General features: G+C 35.1%; 17 protein-coding genes. 15 read left to right on the top strand and 2 right to left on the bottom strand.

Features of this window, described 5'->3' with window-relative positions; translation table 11 throughout:
- The first annotated feature begins 77 nt into the window (after positions 1-77).
- From murI to NEH74_RS01055, 13 genes are all read left to right on the top strand, one after another.
- Positions 78-854, top strand: coding sequence for a glutamate racemase (gene murI, locus NEH74_RS01115; protein ID WP_055305579.1), 777 nt, complete (start codon positions 78-80; stop codon positions 852-854).
- 95 nt (positions 855-949) lie between these two features.
- A complete protein-coding gene (locus tag NEH74_RS01110) occupies positions 950-1,417 on the top strand; it encodes a hypothetical protein (protein WP_055305578.1) in 468 nt (155 codons plus the stop codon).
- A 73-nt stretch (positions 1,418-1,490) separates the two neighbouring features.
- Positions 1,491-1,694, top strand: a complete 204-nt coding sequence (locus NEH74_RS01105) for a hypothetical protein (protein ID WP_055244513.1) — start codon at positions 1,491-1,493, stop codon at positions 1,692-1,694.
- A 351-nt stretch (positions 1,695-2,045) separates the two neighbouring features.
- Positions 2,046-2,210, top strand: coding sequence for a hypothetical protein (locus NEH74_RS01100; protein ID WP_156344113.1), 165 nt, complete (start codon positions 2,046-2,048; stop codon positions 2,208-2,210).
- A 559-nt stretch (positions 2,211-2,769) separates the two neighbouring features.
- Positions 2,770-4,800 carry a peptide ABC transporter substrate-binding protein gene (locus tag NEH74_RS01095; protein WP_055305577.1) on the top strand — a complete coding sequence of 677 codons (2,031 nt, stop codon included), beginning with the start codon at positions 2,770-2,772 and terminating at the stop codon, positions 4,798-4,800.
- 77 nt (positions 4,801-4,877) lie between these two features.
- A complete protein-coding gene (locus NEH74_RS01090; protein ID WP_055305576.1) occupies positions 4,878-6,371 on the top strand; it encodes an ABC transporter permease in 1,494 nt (497 codons plus the stop codon).
- Positions 6,371-7,288 carry an ABC transporter permease gene (locus NEH74_RS01085; RefSeq protein WP_055244520.1) on the top strand — a complete coding sequence of 306 codons (918 nt, stop codon included), beginning with the start codon at positions 6,371-6,373 and terminating at the stop codon, positions 7,286-7,288. Before NEH74_RS01090 ends, NEH74_RS01085 begins: the two co-directional genes overlap by 1 nt.
- Positions 7,289-7,304: 16 nt before the next feature.
- On the top strand, positions 7,305-8,372 hold the full coding sequence (locus tag NEH74_RS01080) for an ABC transporter ATP-binding protein (RefSeq protein ID WP_055244522.1): 1,068 nt from the start codon (positions 7,305-7,307) through the stop codon (positions 8,370-8,372).
- The gene (locus NEH74_RS01075; RefSeq protein WP_055244523.1) at positions 8,372-9,301 is read left to right on the top strand and encodes an ATP-binding cassette domain-containing protein; all 930 of its coding nucleotides are present in this window, start codon (positions 8,372-8,374) and stop codon (positions 9,299-9,301) included. Before NEH74_RS01080 ends, NEH74_RS01075 begins: the two co-directional genes overlap by 1 nt.
- A gap of 85 nt (positions 9,302-9,386) precedes the next feature.
- Positions 9,387-9,905, top strand: a complete 519-nt coding sequence (locus tag NEH74_RS01070) for an amidase domain-containing protein (protein WP_055245327.1) — start codon at positions 9,387-9,389, stop codon at positions 9,903-9,905.
- Between the two features lie 135 nt (positions 9,906-10,040).
- Positions 10,041-10,226: a hypothetical protein gene (locus NEH74_RS01065; RefSeq protein ID WP_055305575.1), complete on the top strand. Its 186-nt coding sequence runs from the start codon at positions 10,041-10,043 to the stop codon at positions 10,224-10,226.
- A 183-nt stretch (positions 10,227-10,409) separates the two neighbouring features.
- Positions 10,410-10,589, top strand: coding sequence for a hypothetical protein (locus NEH74_RS01060; RefSeq protein WP_055243440.1), 180 nt, complete (start codon positions 10,410-10,412; stop codon positions 10,587-10,589).
- 102 nt (positions 10,590-10,691) lie between these two features.
- Complete coding sequence (locus NEH74_RS01055) at positions 10,692-11,525, top strand: Cof-type HAD-IIB family hydrolase (RefSeq protein ID WP_055243441.1); 834 nt, start codon at positions 10,692-10,694, stop codon at positions 11,523-11,525.
- A gap of 252 nt (positions 11,526-11,777) precedes the next feature.
- On the opposite strand, the gene feoB is transcribed toward NEH74_RS01055, so the two are convergent.
- Entirely contained in the window at positions 11,778-13,910 is a 2,133-nt protein-coding gene (gene feoB / locus NEH74_RS01050) for a ferrous iron transport protein B (RefSeq protein ID WP_262940948.1), read from the bottom strand.
- A gap of 17 nt (positions 13,911-13,927) precedes the next feature.
- Positions 13,928-14,161, bottom strand: a complete 234-nt coding sequence (locus NEH74_RS01045) for a ferrous iron transport protein A (protein WP_055243443.1) — start codon at positions 14,159-14,161, stop codon at positions 13,928-13,930.
- Between the two features lie 431 nt (positions 14,162-14,592).
- Here NEH74_RS01045 and NEH74_RS01040 point away from each other — a divergent pair, with 431 nt between their 5' ends.
- Positions 14,593-14,964, top strand: a complete 372-nt coding sequence (locus NEH74_RS01040; RefSeq protein WP_055243444.1) for an Asp23/Gls24 family envelope stress response protein — start codon at positions 14,593-14,595, stop codon at positions 14,962-14,964.
- Between the two features lie 146 nt (positions 14,965-15,110).
- On the top strand, positions 15,111-15,590 hold the full coding sequence (nusB, locus tag NEH74_RS01035) for a transcription antitermination factor NusB (protein WP_055243445.1): 480 nt from the start codon (positions 15,111-15,113) through the stop codon (positions 15,588-15,590).
- Positions 15,591-15,597 lie beyond the last annotated feature (7 nt).

Below are 15,597 nucleotides of genomic sequence, written 5' to 3'. Positions count from 1 at the left end.
ACTTTCATGATATAATGCTCATACGTATGAAATTTTTATATAGAAATTTTTAAAATATAAAAGTTTTGGAGGTTAACATGAAAATAGGATTTTTTGATTCAGGAATTGGGGGACTAACGGTTTTAAGCGAGGCTTTAAAACGACTTCCCAATCATGAATACTTATATTATGCAGATACAGATCATGCCCCTTATGGACCAAAGCCAAAGGAAGAAGTTCGTGAGTATGTCTTCAAGGCCATTGAGTTTTTAGTAAATGAGGGAGCCCAAATCATTGTGATTGCTTGTAATACGGCAACAAGTATTGCTGTATCCGAGCTACGCCAAAAATATTCTATTCCGATTATTGGAATGGAACCTGCTGTAAAACCCGCCATTGAATCTGTAGAAAACAGTACAAAGCGTGTCTTAGTCACTGCAACACCCCTCACATTAAAAGAAGAAAAGTTAAAACAGTTAATTCAGCGTCTAGATAAACACCATCAAACAGATTTATTGCCATTACCCGATCTTGTTCGTTTTGCAGAGTCGTATGAATTTTCGGATGAAGCGATTCTTCCTTATTTGAAACAATGTTTACAATCCTTTGATATTAGTGAATATGGAGCAGTTGTTCTAGGATGTACACATTTCCCATTATTTGCTCATCATTTTGAAAAAATCTTCTCTAGTGAGGTTCGATTAATTGACGGAAGTAGCGGGACGGTTTCTCACTTAGAAAAATTAATCTTATCACAAAAGGTAGAGCCTTGTTTCAATGCTTCACTTACGTTTTACCGTTCAGGCGAGAAGCTTGAGTCATGTCAAGAGATTGAACCTTTCACAAAAATCTTAAAACAATTAAAGGCAATTTAATTGTCAGAATTTTAATCAACAGTCATATGTCGTTAAACCCTATCATAAAATTGTCTTGAGTTGTCAGATTATTTTATAAAAAATGTGGTGATAACATGGACTTTCAAAACGTAAATCCTGAGTTGTTTATCGTTGTTGGTGAATTACTTGGAAATGTCATTGCAAATGAATTACCGTTTAACGTACAGAATGCTGTTGGCAACTGGCTACAACTTGTTGGACAGGCAATTGAAACTTATAATGCACAACAACAATATTATCAACAAGGGCCGGGGCGTTATTTTACACCTGATAGTTTTAATGTGGATAATCCATTTTGTCAAAATAATGAACAAGGTTCACAAAGTGGATCAACTGTCAGTAGTTCAGGTCAAGCGCCAGAGCAAGAGGAGATTTTACCGAAATCATCACGTGGAGCCGATGATTCACACACCGACATGCGCTCAACAGACGATAAGTTACATATCATAAAGTTACAAGAAACCATTGAAAAGCTCATGATTAGAATGGAACAATTAGAAGAGGAAATAAAAAACTTAAAAGCAATGAATGATAGTGATTAACTCATGTTAAAATGAATTTTTAACATGAGTTTTTTTTCTTTGCACATACTAAGTATGTCGGAGGTGATTATGCATGAAACACTACAGTCATCAAGCTTCTCCTTATAAACATCAGCAACTAGATGTTGAGTTTGGTTCTGACTTTGCCCCATTAGACCATTATTTGGATCAAGAAGCCCAACGTGCCTTTTTATCAGCAAAAGCAGGAGGAATGATTACAAAACGCTTGGTTGAAGTCGGTGAAGAAATGTTAATGAATAACAAAGACAATAAATAAGCTTAAATAGAAAATCATAAAGAACGACTGTTTCTTTATGATTTTTTTATCTTGATAAAAGGAAGAATGATCAGATTTAAAAATGGCTTAAAATTATTAAGCTATTTTAGAGAAAGATCTGTTAACGTCAATTTAATGGTCTCTGAGTGAACAATCTTATCTATCTCTAAAACAGCTAATCAAATGAAACGTGATTGAGTGATGGATTCAAGTTGGCGATTGAAAAATATAGGTCGAGGGATTCGATGCAGAGAACGTAGGTATATTTCGATAGTGAGGGGTGAACTGGCATTGTTCTGAAGTGAGATGAGACAGTTGTCAAAGCGTCATCGGATGATATGATTCTGAATCATGAAAAGACGTTGGGTTGCAGTAGATAACGATGATAAATATTTCAAGTTATATGCAAAGAATAAGCCCTATCTAAACGATAAGGCGTTATTCATTCCGTATTCAACTTCAGTTAAACATTACACAGAATCAAAAGGAATCCCTTATAGTGACTATATGGGTTGATGGATTATTAAGTTCAAAATTGAATACGTTCTGATGAGATGGTGGCATAAGCAGAACGAGAGGTAGTAAGAGTTGAATGATAAGTAATTTTAGCAAATAAAATTGGATCGTGATTAGTTTGTACTGAGAATGAAACTTAATTTAGACAGTGAGCAGCAATAACACTACTCAGTATGTTTTTCAGTTTTGGAATGAGATTTGAAAAAGGGGGAATCTCCCTTATGTTGACAACTGACAATTGAATCATTTTTAACCGTTTCATAACAAAAGATTAAAAAATCAAATTTATTAGCGTGCGCTCCAAAATCAGAGAAAAATTGAGGTTATGTATAGTATAAAATAATAAAAAAGAAATAATTAATTTATAAGAAATAAGATGATTTAATAGAAAGAACATGAATTAGACACATTAAAAACATTAAATAGTCATTAAATAACCATATTTTTTACACTTGAAAGCGATTTTATCACTAAAGACTATTTACTTTTACAAATATTGGAAATATAATACACAATAACATCACAAAAAATAGTGATGAGATTGAAGGAGGGACCAGAAATGAATAAGAAACATTTATGGTTAGCTGGAGCATGTTTACTTGCTGTTGGGGGATGTAGTAATGACAGTGAGACGCCAGCTGACACACCAGAAAACAGTGGAACACCAAATGAAACACCAAAAGAAACAGAAGTTTATCGAAATGATTATAACTATGTCTATAGTGAAGATCCAGATACGTTTGACTATGTATATTCATTCCAAGCTGCTGATAATGAGCACACAGCTAACTTTGTTGACGGGCTTTTAGAACATGATCGTTATGGACAATTAGTTGGAGCGATTGCAGAAAGTTATGAAGTCAATGAAGATGCAACTGTTTTTACTTTCAAGATTCGTGAAGGTGTAAAATGGGTGACAGATGAAGGTGAAGAATATGCTGATGTAACAGCACATGACTTTGTGACTGGATTACGTCACGCAACAGAATTTCAATCACAAACCATGTACTTAGTCCAATATGCAATTAAAAACTTAGATGCTTATGTGAATGGCGAAGTGGAATGGGAAGAAGTTGGAATTAAAGCGTTAGATGATTATACATTAGAGTATACACTTGAAGCCCCAACCCCATATTTCCATACCATTACAACTTATTCAGTTTTAATGCCAGTCAATCAAGAATTTTTAGAAAGTAAAGGTGAGGGATGTAAATTAGGTGCACCGGATCCAGGTAACTGTTCATTCGGAGAAGTTGCAGCGGACGGAATTCTTTATAACGGTGCTTATATCTTATCAAACTATGTATCTAAATCAGTGATTGAGTATACAGCTAATCCAGATTATTGGGATGCAGAACATGTTTATATTCCAAAAGTTAAGTTAGTTTATTATGATGGAAAAGATCCAGATAACTTATTCACAGGATTTGATAATGGTGATTATTCAGCTGCTCCTGTTTATACAGATAATGCAGCGATTTATAAAACGGCTAAAGATAAATATGGAGATTCAATTTATGTTTCAGATTTAAGTTCATCATCATTCTGGATTTCATGGAACTTTGACCGTAATGCTTATTCATCAGTGGCAGATGAAACAGTCGATGCTTCACCACAAACTGATAAACAGCGTCAAGATACTACAGCAGCAAAATTAAATCGTGCCTTCCGTAAAGCGGTTATGTACGGATTAGATGTTTCTAATTTAACTGCGCAAGTCGTTGGAGATGATTTAAAACTTGGACGCTTACGTAATACATTAACTCAACCAGGATTCGTTTTAACAAGCGAAGGGGTACCATATGAAGAGTTAGTATCAGCAGCTTTAACAGAGATTAATCCAACAGAATATCCAGAAGGATTCGATTTATCAGATGGACAATTAGCTTATTATAACTTAGACTTAGCTAAACAATATGCGGATCAAGCAAAAGAAGAATTAAGTGCAGAAGGGGTCGAATTCCCAATTCAATTAGATATTTCAGTGGATGGGACAAGTGAAAAAGGGGTTCGTGTCGCACAAGCCTTTAAAAATACATTAGAAACAAATTTAACTGATTTTGTTGCAGTTAATATCATTGTTTCAGATACAGATACATTAAATGCAGCTAAACAAGCTGAACAAATGAACTGGGATATGTTGATTGGTCGTGGATGGGGTCCAGACTATGGGGATCCAAAAACTTACGTGGATGTCTTTGACCCAGATAGTGGAGACATGTTAGCTTATCAAGGATTAAACTGGACAGGCTCAGAAGTAGGTAACGATGCAGCAGCGAAAGAAGCCATTGGCTTATATGAATTCCAAGCGTTAAAAGATGCAGCAGATGCTGTGGTAGATGATAACGATAAACGCTTTGAATTATATGCCAAAGCAGAAGCATTCTTATTAGATAATGCCATCTTCATCCCATATTGTTCAAATGGTGGAGGATACAGTGTGTCAAAATTAGTTCCACGTAGTGGTTTATATGGGGCTTATGGTTTATCAGATGATAAATACAAATATAAACAAGTGGCCGATGAAGTTGTAACAAAAGCACAACGTGATGAAATCATTGCAGAGTGGCAAGAAGAGTTGAAAAAATAATACAAGTTTAAAAGTATACAAAAAGATTGGGGTGAAACCCTAATCTTTTTGTATATAAAAATAAGGGGGGACAGCCAATGAAGCGTTATATGTTTAAAAGATTTCTAAGATCGTTATTCTCAATTTTCATGGTTTTAACGATTGTTTTTACTTTAATTTACTCAGTTATCCCTCGTGATCGTGTGTTCTTTTCGGATACAAATATTGAAAAGATTCAAAAAAGACCAGACGATTATGCTAACTATAAATATGTTCAATGGGAAAAACTTGGGTACTTAAATTATGATACGATTCAAGATTACTGTAAACAATTATATGGATCAGCTAATGAACAATATTCAAACTGTATCTTACCTGAATCGTCTGAAACAGCAGATTATGTTGCGTTGAAAGAAAAAGAAGGTTGGGACGTTGACTTCTTTGAAGTCTCAAAACAAGCGTATGCAGTCGAAGAAGTTCCGATCTTAAGACGGGCATTAAATTGGTGGGCAAATTTAATTGAAATTGACTATCCAGGAAAGGTTCAAACAGAGAATACAGAATTAGAACGTAAAGTTTATGTTGGCCAAGACTTTAATGGGCGTCCTGCCTTAATGTGTACAGGATGTGAAAATAAATATCTCGTTTATTTTGATGGGAACTTTCCATTTATTCATCAAAACTGGATTAGTATTAACTTAGGGACTTCGTATCCAACCTATAGTGGACAAGGCGTATTGGAGGTTGTGACAAGTTCACAAGGAGAAAAAGTCAAAAAAGAGGTCATGATGCCAAATGGTCAGGTTAAAGAATCTTCAACAAATTTTTACACCTGTAAGTATAAGGAAACCTTAGATAATATGGATCAGAAAAACTTTACCGATCACTATGCAGATTGTGAAACATTAAAAAGTGATCCATCTATGATGCAAATTTCATTTACGATGGGAATTATTTCATTACTTTTAACTTATGTCATCGGTTTACCACTTGGAATTCAAATGGCGAATCATAAAGGTAAATGGGGCGATAAGCTTGGTCAATGGTATATTGTATTCATGAATGCTATTCCAGGGCTTGCTTATATTGTCTTAGTTCGATTTATTGGAGGAAAATATTTTGGGTTACCATCAATGTTTCCTATGCTGGGAGCAAGTCATCCAAAATCGTATATTTTACCAATTATTTCATTAACGTTAGGGTCAGTAGCCGGTCGTATGATGTGGATGCGTCGCTATATGATTGATCAAAGTACGATGGATTATGTGAAATTTGCTCGTGCTAAAGGATTATCTGAAAATGAAATTTTCTATAAACATATCTTTAGAAATGCCATTGGTCCAATTGCTCATGGACTTCCAGCTGCGGTTATTTTGTGTATTTCAGGAGCGTTAATTACAGAAGGTGTCTACAGTATTCCGGGGATGGGGAAAATCTTACCTGATTCTATCTCGATTTATAATAACTCAATGGTCATTGGATTAACGTTTATCTTTACTTCATTAAGTATCTTATCAACTTTCCTAGGTGACTGGTTATTAACATTAGTTGATCCACGTATTAGTCTAGATGAAAAAGGAGGAAGCCGATAATGAGTGATTCAAGATTTGAATTTGTTACCCATGATGCGAGTGCATCTGAACATATTGCAGCGCCTTCATATTCTTATTGGCGCTCAGTTTCAAGGCAGTTTTTTGGAAAAAAATTAACTGTATTTTTATTAATTGTAATTGTTTTATTGAGTTTGATTGCTCTTATTCAACCAGCTTTATCGGGTTATGATCCAATGATTTCACCGAATATTAATAATCCCGAAATGCGATTTTTAGGAATATCATTCCAGTATCCTTATGGAACGGATGGGGTCGGAAGTTCAGTTTGGGACGTCGTTTGGGCTGGAACAAGAACATCTTTACTAGTTGGATTTATTGTCACAGGGGTGAATACCTTTATTGGTGTCTTAGTTGGAGCGATTTGGGGGTTCTCAAAAGCAATCGATAAAGTCATGCTTGAAATTTATAACATCATTTCCAGTGTGCCTTATATTTTAATTGTTACCGTATTACTTTATGCATTTGGACGTGGATTTTGGCAATTAGTTTTAGCGATGTGTTTAACGGGATGGCTGGGAACTGCCTATTTTATTCGAACACAAGTAATGATTATTCGCGATCGTGAATATAACTTAGCTTCAAAGTGCTTAGGAACACCAACGCTTCGCTTAGTCACTCGAAATATTTTACCTTATTTACTTTCAGTCGTGATGACCAGTGTTTCACTTGAAATTCCAGCTGCCATTTCAACAGAAGTGACTTTATCATTCTTAGGAATTGGGTTAAACGTTTCAATTCCATCACTAGGACGTATGATCAATCAATATTCAAATTATTTTAATGGATATCCTCATTTATTCTGGGCTCCAGTTTTAACATTAGCCGTTGTAACGGTTTCGTTATATGTGATTGGTCAAGCATTAGCAGATGCATCAGATCCAAGAACTCATATGTAGGAAAGGGAGTGATAGTATGAGTACAAAAGAAGCTGTCTTAACAGTCAGGGATTTAGAAATAAAATTTAGAGTACGTAATCATTATTTAAATGCGATTCGTCGAATTTCATTAGATTTATATCAAGGAGAAACGTTAGCGATTGTCGGTGAATCAGGATCAGGGAAATCAGTTCTCATTAAATCATTTACCGGAATGCTAGAGTCAAATGGAATCATCAGTGGAGGAGAAATCCTGTTTGAGGGTGAAGACTTAAGTAAAAAGACGAAAAATAAAGAATGGGAAGGGATTCGTGGAGCAAAGATTGCAACAGTTTTTCAAGATCCGATGACGTCATTAAACCCAGTTCGTACGATTGGATCACAAATTGCTGAGGTTATTATTAAGCATCAAAAAGTATCTAAAAAAGAAGCGAAAGCACAAGCCATTGATTTAATGAAACGTGTTGGAATAAACGATCCTGAGAAGCGTTTTGGAGATTATCCACATCAATATTCAGGAGGGATGCGCCAACGGATTGTCATCGCCATTGCTTTAGCTTGTCGTCCGAAAATTTTAATTTGTGATGAACCAACGACGGCGCTTGATGTCACCATTCAAGCACAAATTTTACAGTTAATTAAAGATTTACAAAAAGAGTATGGATTTACAACCATCTATATCACGCATGACTTAGGGGTGGTAGCAAATGTTGCCGATCGTGTCGTGGTGATGTATTCTGGGCAAATTATTGAGTATGGTGAAGTAGAAGAAATTTTCTATGAACCCGCTCACCCTTATACTTGGGCCCTTCTTTCATCACTTCCTCAGTTAGGGAAAAAAGGGAGTGAGTTATTTTCAATTGATGGAACACCGCCATCTTTATACAATGAGATTATCGGAGATGCCTTTGCCCCTCGTAATCAATATGCGATGCGCATTGATTTTGAAGAAGAACCCCCATTTTTTGAGATTTCACCGACTCATTTTGCAAAAACTTGGCTACGTGATCCGCGTGCTCCAAAAATAGAGATGCCAGAACCTCTTCAAAATTTACATGAAAAACTTGTTTCAATTTATGGGTCAGTACAAGGAGGTGCGAACTAATGGCACAAGAGCGTGAAGTGTTAGTCTCAGTTCGTGATCTTGAAATTAAATTTAAAGATTTCGTAGCTGTTTCAGATGTGAATTTTGATATTTATAAAGGAGAAACGTTTTCACTCGTCGGAGAATCAGGATCGGGAAAAACGACAATTGGACGTGCCATTATCCGTATTAATGAAACATCTAAAGGTGATATTTTATTTAAGGGTAAAAAAATTAATGGAAAAATTACACGCGATATGAATAAATATATCGTTAAAAATATCCAAATGGTTTTTCAAGATCCTGCTGCTTCATTAAATGAACGTGCAACGATTGATTATATCGTTTCTGAAGGATTAATTAATTTCAATTTATATAAAGATGAGGCAGATCGTAAACAAAAAGTGGTTAATGCCTTAACGTCAGTTGGATTATTACCAGAGCACGTCACACGTTATCCTCATGAATTTTCAGGTGGACAACGTCAACGAATTGGGATGGCCCGTGCCATGGTCATGGAGCCAGAATTTATCATTGCAGATGAGCCGATTTCGGCACTGGATGTTTCAATTCGTGCCCAAGTGTTAAACTTACTAAAAAAATTGCAAGCTGAACGTGGGCTTACTTACCTATTCATTGCTCATGATTTATCAGTCGTTCGCTTTATTTCAGATCGTATTGCGGTTATTCATAAAGGACGTATTGTGGAATTAGCAGAGGCAGAGGAATTATTTTTAAATCCATTCCATCCATATACTAAATCTTTATTATCTGCTATTCCAATTCCGGATCCACGTCTTGAGAAAAATAAAAAATTGATTGTTTATACAGGTGAAGAACACGATTATAGTGTAGATAAACCAAAATGGACAGAAATTACAGCTGGTCACTTTGTTTGGGCAAATGAAGCTGAAGCAAAGGCGTACCGAAAAGCGGCTAAAGTTAAATAAATTCAAAAAAAACGACTCATTGAGTCGTTTTTTTGTCTTAAATAGATCATGCTAGAATAAGGTTATATAGAAAGGAGTGATAGTGGTGCAACTTAAACGTTATGAGCGTCAGAAAGCTATTGATTATGCTAGAGCATGGGCGTTAGGGCGAAATCCTGTGTATCATGATTATGAAAAATATGGGGGTGATTGTACGAATTATATTTCTCAGTGTTTGCATGCAGGAGATATCCCATTTGATGAATCAGGGCGAGATGTGACAACGAAATGGTATTGGTACAGTGATTACTCACGGACACCCTCTTGGACGGCAGCTCAACCATTTGAGACCTATTTATTAAATAATAATAAAGAAGGGACAAAAAATTATGGGATTTATGCCTCATTTTGTGAATATGATGAACTTGAACTTGGGGATTTAGTCCAAAAACGGGTGAATGGTGTTTTAACACACACGATGATTGTGACTTCAAAAGTATTAGATCGATACGGGAATATTGTTGACTATTTAGTCTGTCAACATTCTTATGATTTAAAAGATTTTCCGTTATCACAAAAAGATGGTGTTCATAGTTATATTAAAATTCATGGTTATTATGCCTAATTCTTTATAAAAAAATAATCCAATTATTCTATAAAATATCTCGTTGAACTGTTGAAAAAGAAGAATGATTTCGAATTTTGGACTCATACTATTACTGTTGTTTAAGACAACAATAAAGAAAGTGAGGAATTCAAAATGAAAAATAATAATAACAGCAACAATAAAAATCAAGCAAACTATAATGCAAATACAAATGCAAATGTAAATGCAAAATCTAACCGTAACAAATCTAATGCAAACACAAATGCTAATGTAGAGTTTGCGACTGATTTTGCTACTTCAAACAATTGCAGAAACAATTCAAACAACAAAGAATGCTAGTTTAAGCAATCCAAATCCTAAAATGTTGAAATAAAAAAATCATGACAAATGTCATGATTTTTTTATTTGTGATTGATTAATAGGAAAAAATAAGCTTTATAGGGTTGTTCTGACACGAATGATTCTAAGTCATTTTCTCATACTAATAGTGTCGTTTTTCGACAAGAAAGTGAGGTTACGATTATGAGTTGTAAATCTAAAGCAAAAGCAGCAAAAACAGAAACAAATAATCAATGGTGTGGTCAAGCAGCAATTGGAAATAGCAGTGATCATGTAGAAAAAACTGAATTTAGTAATGAGTGGGCGTCAACCAATAAATTAGCGACTCAAGAACATCCAAATAAAAACAAAAAAACTTACTAAATCTTTAAGGTTAGTGACACAAAGCGCGAATGATTTTCTCATAGCGTTTTGTGTCTTTTTTTAGTATAATGATAGATAACAACATGAAGGAAGGGTGAGGATATGGAACTATTCGTTTCTGATTTAGATGGTACCTTATTAAATAAAGCAAGTGAAGTCTCTGAAAATAGTCGCACGATTATTAATGAGTTAATTGAAAAAGGGGTAAAGTTTACAGTAGCAACTGCTCGTACACATGCTACAGTTATTGAATTATTAGAAGGATTAAATATTCAAATGCCTATCGCCATTATGAATGGAGTAGGAATTTACGATTTAAAAAATAGAAAATATCTTGAGATTGTTGATATTTCAAAAGTAGCGGCGCAGCAAACGTTAGAAATTTTTGATCAATTAGGATTAGAGCCAATGGTTTACGGCATTAAAGATGATCAATTATCAGTCTTTTATCGTCAAATTAATAATCCGGTTTCAACAAATTTTTATGAGCAACGTAAAGATAAAACTCTAAAGACGTTTACCTCTGTTGATGAGTTTGAATCTGTTGTGGCGACTCACCAAATTGTAAATATACTTGTCTTTGATAAGTTAGAGTTAATTGAAGAAGCTTATCGTCAAGTTCAAAAAGTTGAAGGAATTAATGCGACTTATTATCCGACTCGTGAAGAAGGATTTGGATACATGGAATTATATAGTGCTAATGCCTCAAAAGCAAATGGGATTAAAGCATTAGCAAAATATGTTGAATTTGAAAAAATTATTGGATTCGGAGATAATTTAAACGATTTACCGATGTTTGAACTAGCAGATGAAGCATACGCTCCAGCAAATGCAGTAGATGAAATTAAGGCAGTGGCAACTAATGTTATTCGTCATCATGATGAAGACGCTATTGCCCTATACTTAAAAGAGCGTCATGAATCTACTCAAAAATAAAATTAAGTGGTTGTCAAATTGCTAACTAAACTGATTTCGTTAGCGGTGTGACAACCCTTTTTCTTTTGCTCCGATATTAAAACGCTTCAAATGTATTTATCTATTTTCGTAATGGCTAGTTATCCATGGACATTGTTCTTGTTCTCTCTGTTTTTAAGACCATTAATAAAATGAACGAGGAAGTGACTTAATAAAAAAGAGTCGCTCTTGCTTAATTAAATGCGATTAGTCAGGTTAACGACTCGGTTTCATTTAGGCCCATCCAAATAAATGGAAAATCACAGTGGTAACAAAGCAGAGGGCAATCCCAATTAAAGTTGGAATGATAAACGCGAGGGCTGCCCATTTATAGCTTCCAGTTTCTTTTTTGATCGTCATTAATGTGGTCGAACAAGGCCAATGACATAAGGTAAACAGCATGACATTAAGTCCAGTTAATAATGTCCATCCGTTATCTTTTAAGATTTGACTTAAAGTCGTGATACTATCAAATTCCACCATGGAACCACTTGATAGATACGCCATTAACAGAATAGGGATAACGATTTCATTAGCAGGTAATCCAAGAATAAAAGCCATTAAAATGAAACCATCTAGTCCGATGAATTGGGCAAACGGATTTAAGAAATTGGCGATATAAGTTAAAATGCTTAAGTCACCAATATAGAGATTGGCCATGCACCAAATGATAATTCCTGCAGGAACCGCAATCATGATGGCACGTCCTAACACGAAGAGGGTACGGTCAATAATCGATGTATAAAGGATGCGTCCTACTTGTGGGGTACGATATGGAGGAAGCTCAAGGGTAAAGGATGAGGGAACTCCTTTTAAAATGGTTTTAGATAACCCATAAGAAACAAGTAGCGTAATGATGACACCTAAAATAATAATTAAGCTTACGACAAGTGCGCTCATTAAACTGTTTTGAAAAGTGTTTAAGTTTAAGGTGAGTAGTAAGACACTTGCAATCGCGATAATAGTGGGAAATCGTCCATTGCAAATGACAAAGTTATTGGTTAAAATGGCAATCAATTTTTCTCGAGGGGATTCGATAATCCGACATCCAATAATTCCTGCTGCATTACATCCAAATCCCATACACATGGTTAAGCATTGTTTCCCATGAGCACAGGCTTTTTTAAATAAGTGATCGAGATTAAAGGCGACGCGAGGAAGGTAGCCTAAATCTTCGAGTAAAGTGAAGAGTGGGAAGAAAATAGCCATTGGTGGTAACATGACAGAGACGACATTTGCTAAGGTTTGATAAACACCGGATAAAAGCATGTTATGAAGCCAAGTAGGTGTGTGAATCCAATCTAGGAATTGATCAATATAACCTTCTACCCAAGAGAAAAAGTTAGCTAGTAGTTGGGATGGACCATTCGCACCTACGATGGTCAACCAAAAAATTACCAATAAAAGAAGAAGCATTAGTGGGATTCCGAACCATCTTGAAGTGATGACACGGTCAATTTTTAAATCGCGTTCGCGTGCGAGTTGCTTTTGATCAAGTGTATAAACATAATCGTTTTTGATTTGTTCAGCTTTAGCATAACTAACTTCAGTTAAGTGATCACGAATTTGTTCCTTATTAAGAGGCAATGGGATGTGAGTAGCAATTTCAGTTAGGGATTGAGATTGTACAGGGCTTAAATATTGATTCATAGATTGGTAGATGCTCTCATTACCATCCATGAGACGAAGGGCTAACCAGCGTGGATTAAGATTGGGGAATTGCTTGTCAAGAAGCGGCATCAGTTCGTTCACATAAGCTTCAGTTTCCTGATTATAAAGCAGAGGTTGTTGATGAAAGTCATAGTTTTCATCAATGACTTGATCGATGGCAGCTTTTAGGTCATTGATTCCGACTCCGTTTCGAGCCGAGGTTAAAACAACTGGAATGCCTAAGTCTGCTTCAATTTCCGCTTTATTCACGACAATTCCTTTTTTCTTTGCCTCATCGATTAAGTTAACACATAAAATCACACGATCAGTTAATTCCATAATTTGAAAGGCCAGATGAAGATTACGCTCTAAGGCAGTGGCGTCTGTGACCACAACGACGAGGTTGGGTTTTCCAAAGCAAATGAAATCACGAGCCACGATTTCTTCTTCTGAGGTCGCAAATAAAGAATAGGTTCCAGGGAGATCCACTAAGACATAATCGTGGGTGGCTGTTTTAAACTCTCCGCGAGCATTGGTCACCGTTTTTCCTGGCCAGTTTCCGGTATGTTGATGTAGTCCTGTTAACGTATTAAAGACTGTACTCTTTCCGGTATTCGGATTCCCAGCTAAGGCGATCACGAATTGGTCGTCTCGTCTATCAATATTAAATAAATCTTGTAAAGCCTTCCTTTTAGTTGAACTATACGTCAATCCCATTGAGTCATTCCTCCTTATTAATCATGAATGGGTTTAACCATAATTAAACTTCCTTCCTCTTCTCGTAGTGCAATCATCGCTCCGCGAATGTTATAGACGGTAAGGTTGTTTTTAGGTCCTTTTTTAATGACATCGATTAAAGCACCAGTCGTAATTCCTAATGCTAATAAACGTTCACGTAATAAGCCTGTTGCTGTGAGTTTTGTAACTTTAACTGTCGTTTGGCATTCAACTTCGTTTAATTTTTTCATTATCATCACTCCAATTAATATTTTAGCTATGGCTAACTTTTAGAATAAAAGAGAAGATAATCGAATGAGAAGGTGATTCTTCATTGACTCTTGGATCTTTTATTTCATTGACTTGTATAAAATATGATATAAAACGTATGTTTGCACATCGTTTCGTGTCATTTTATAAAAATGGGCAGATTCGTCAAAAGCAGGGGAGAACTGAAGGGAATTTAGAGGGTTCTGGCTCTCTATCAACCATTGATAAATCTTAGCCGGGGCTAACTTTTGAATGCTAGTCCCTATATCGTATGAGAAAGGTGAGAAAAGGTGACAAAAAACAAAATCATTCATTTTTTACAGTTTTTGTTTAATGGATGGGATAGTATTTGCACAACGGTTCAAACTATAGTATTATTATAGTAGTTGCATATGATTGGAGGAGAATATTGATGGCTGTGTCAAAATATTATCGTATTGAAGAAGCAAACCAAGAAATTGGGAATATTGAAATTCATTCACAAGTTTTTGAAGTGATTGCCCATAACGCCACAGCAGAAATTGAAGGGGTTTCAAAGATGTTTGAAAGTATCTCACAATCAATTGCCGATACTTTTAATAGTAAAAAACACCGTAATGGTGTTGAAGTTGAATTTGATGAAAATGGATTAGTTATTGATGTATATGTGAGTATTAAAGTGGGTTATGCCATTAATGAAGTCGCTGAGAAAATCCAAAAAAACATTCATCAAATGATTTATCATATGACATCTGTCAAAACGTCTGAAATTTACGTTCATGTCGTATCGATTGATTTTGATTAAAAAAATAAACCACTAAAAGTGGTTTATTTTTATTTTTTTCGGCAAATTCTTGATAAATATGATAACATATATAGTTGAAACCTTTAAAAATAGTATACAATATAGTTGTAGCAACTTAGAAGATTTGAATAGAAAGAGGGATTTTTGTGATTCGTCATGTATTACGTCAATTTGCAGTACAAACATTATACCAAATGGAAGTAGGGCAGATGACCAAAGAAGAAGCCATCGAAAACGTTGAATGGATGGTTGAAGGTTTAAAAGAAGAAGCTATGGAATTAATGGCTGAAGAAGTAACACCACATCAAATTCTTGAAGTCGAACGTCAATTTACATTAGATGAGTTCTATTTTGAATTAGTAAACGGTGTTTTAACTCATAAAGAAGATTTAGATCAAATCATTGATGAAAACTTAAAAGGATGGAGTTTTTCACGTTTAAATAAAGTTGATAAAGCCATTTTACGCTTAGCAACATATGAGATGAAATTCTGTCAAGAGACACCTCATAAAATTATCATCGATGAAGCGGTAGAATTAACAAAAGAATTCTCAGATACTGGAGATGGAAAAGCACGTAGCTTTAATAATAAAGTATTAGACCAAATTAGTAAGCACTTTGCATAGTAGGATG

The sequence above is a fragment of the Turicibacter sp. GALT-G1 genome, assembly GCF_025594995.1.
GTDB classification, from domain to species: domain Bacteria; phylum Bacillota_I; class Bacilli_A; order MOL361; family Turicibacteraceae; genus Turicibacter; species Turicibacter bilis.
Note: the sequence above shows the minus strand (reverse complement) of the source record. Positions and strands in the feature narration are given on the sequence as shown.

What these genes read in the sequence shown, in the direction of transcription:
- murI (WP_055305579.1), top strand. Translation starts at nt 78, where the DNA reads ATGAAAATAGGATTTTTTGATTCAGGAATTGGGGGACTAACGGTTTTA.
- NEH74_RS01110 (WP_055305578.1), top strand. Translation starts at nt 950, where the DNA reads ATGGACTTTCAAAACGTAAATCCTGAGTTGTTTATCGTTGTTGGTGAA.
- NEH74_RS01105 (WP_055244513.1), top strand. Translation starts at nt 1,491, where the DNA reads ATGAAACACTACAGTCATCAAGCTTCTCCTTATAAACATCAGCAACTA.
- NEH74_RS01100 (WP_156344113.1), top strand. Translation starts at nt 2,046, where the DNA reads ATGAAAAGACGTTGGGTTGCAGTAGATAACGATGATAAATATTTCAAG.
- NEH74_RS01095 (WP_055305577.1), top strand. Translation starts at nt 2,770, where the DNA reads ATGAATAAGAAACATTTATGGTTAGCTGGAGCATGTTTACTTGCTGTT.
- NEH74_RS01090 (WP_055305576.1), top strand. Translation starts at nt 4,878, where the DNA reads ATGAAGCGTTATATGTTTAAAAGATTTCTAAGATCGTTATTCTCAATT.
- NEH74_RS01085 (WP_055244520.1), top strand. Translation starts at nt 6,371, where the DNA reads ATGAGTGATTCAAGATTTGAATTTGTTACCCATGATGCGAGTGCATCT.
- NEH74_RS01080 (WP_055244522.1), top strand. Translation starts at nt 7,305, where the DNA reads ATGAGTACAAAAGAAGCTGTCTTAACAGTCAGGGATTTAGAAATAAAA.
- NEH74_RS01075 (WP_055244523.1), top strand. Translation starts at nt 8,372, where the DNA reads ATGGCACAAGAGCGTGAAGTGTTAGTCTCAGTTCGTGATCTTGAAATT.
- NEH74_RS01065 (WP_055305575.1), top strand. Translation starts at nt 10,041, where the DNA reads ATGAAAAATAATAATAACAGCAACAATAAAAATCAAGCAAACTATAAT.
- NEH74_RS01060 (WP_055243440.1), top strand. Translation starts at nt 10,410, where the DNA reads ATGAGTTGTAAATCTAAAGCAAAAGCAGCAAAAACAGAAACAAATAAT.
- NEH74_RS01055 (WP_055243441.1), top strand. Translation starts at nt 10,692, where the DNA reads ATGGAACTATTCGTTTCTGATTTAGATGGTACCTTATTAAATAAAGCA.
- feoB (WP_262940948.1), bottom strand. Translation starts at nt 13,910, where the DNA reads ATGGGATTGACGTATAGTTCAACTAAAAGGAAGGCTTTACAAGATTTA.
- NEH74_RS01045 (WP_055243443.1), bottom strand. Translation starts at nt 14,161, where the DNA reads ATGAAAAAATTAAACGAAGTTGAATGCCAAACGACAGTTAAAGTTACA.
- NEH74_RS01040 (WP_055243444.1), top strand. Translation starts at nt 14,593, where the DNA reads ATGGCTGTGTCAAAATATTATCGTATTGAAGAAGCAAACCAAGAAATT.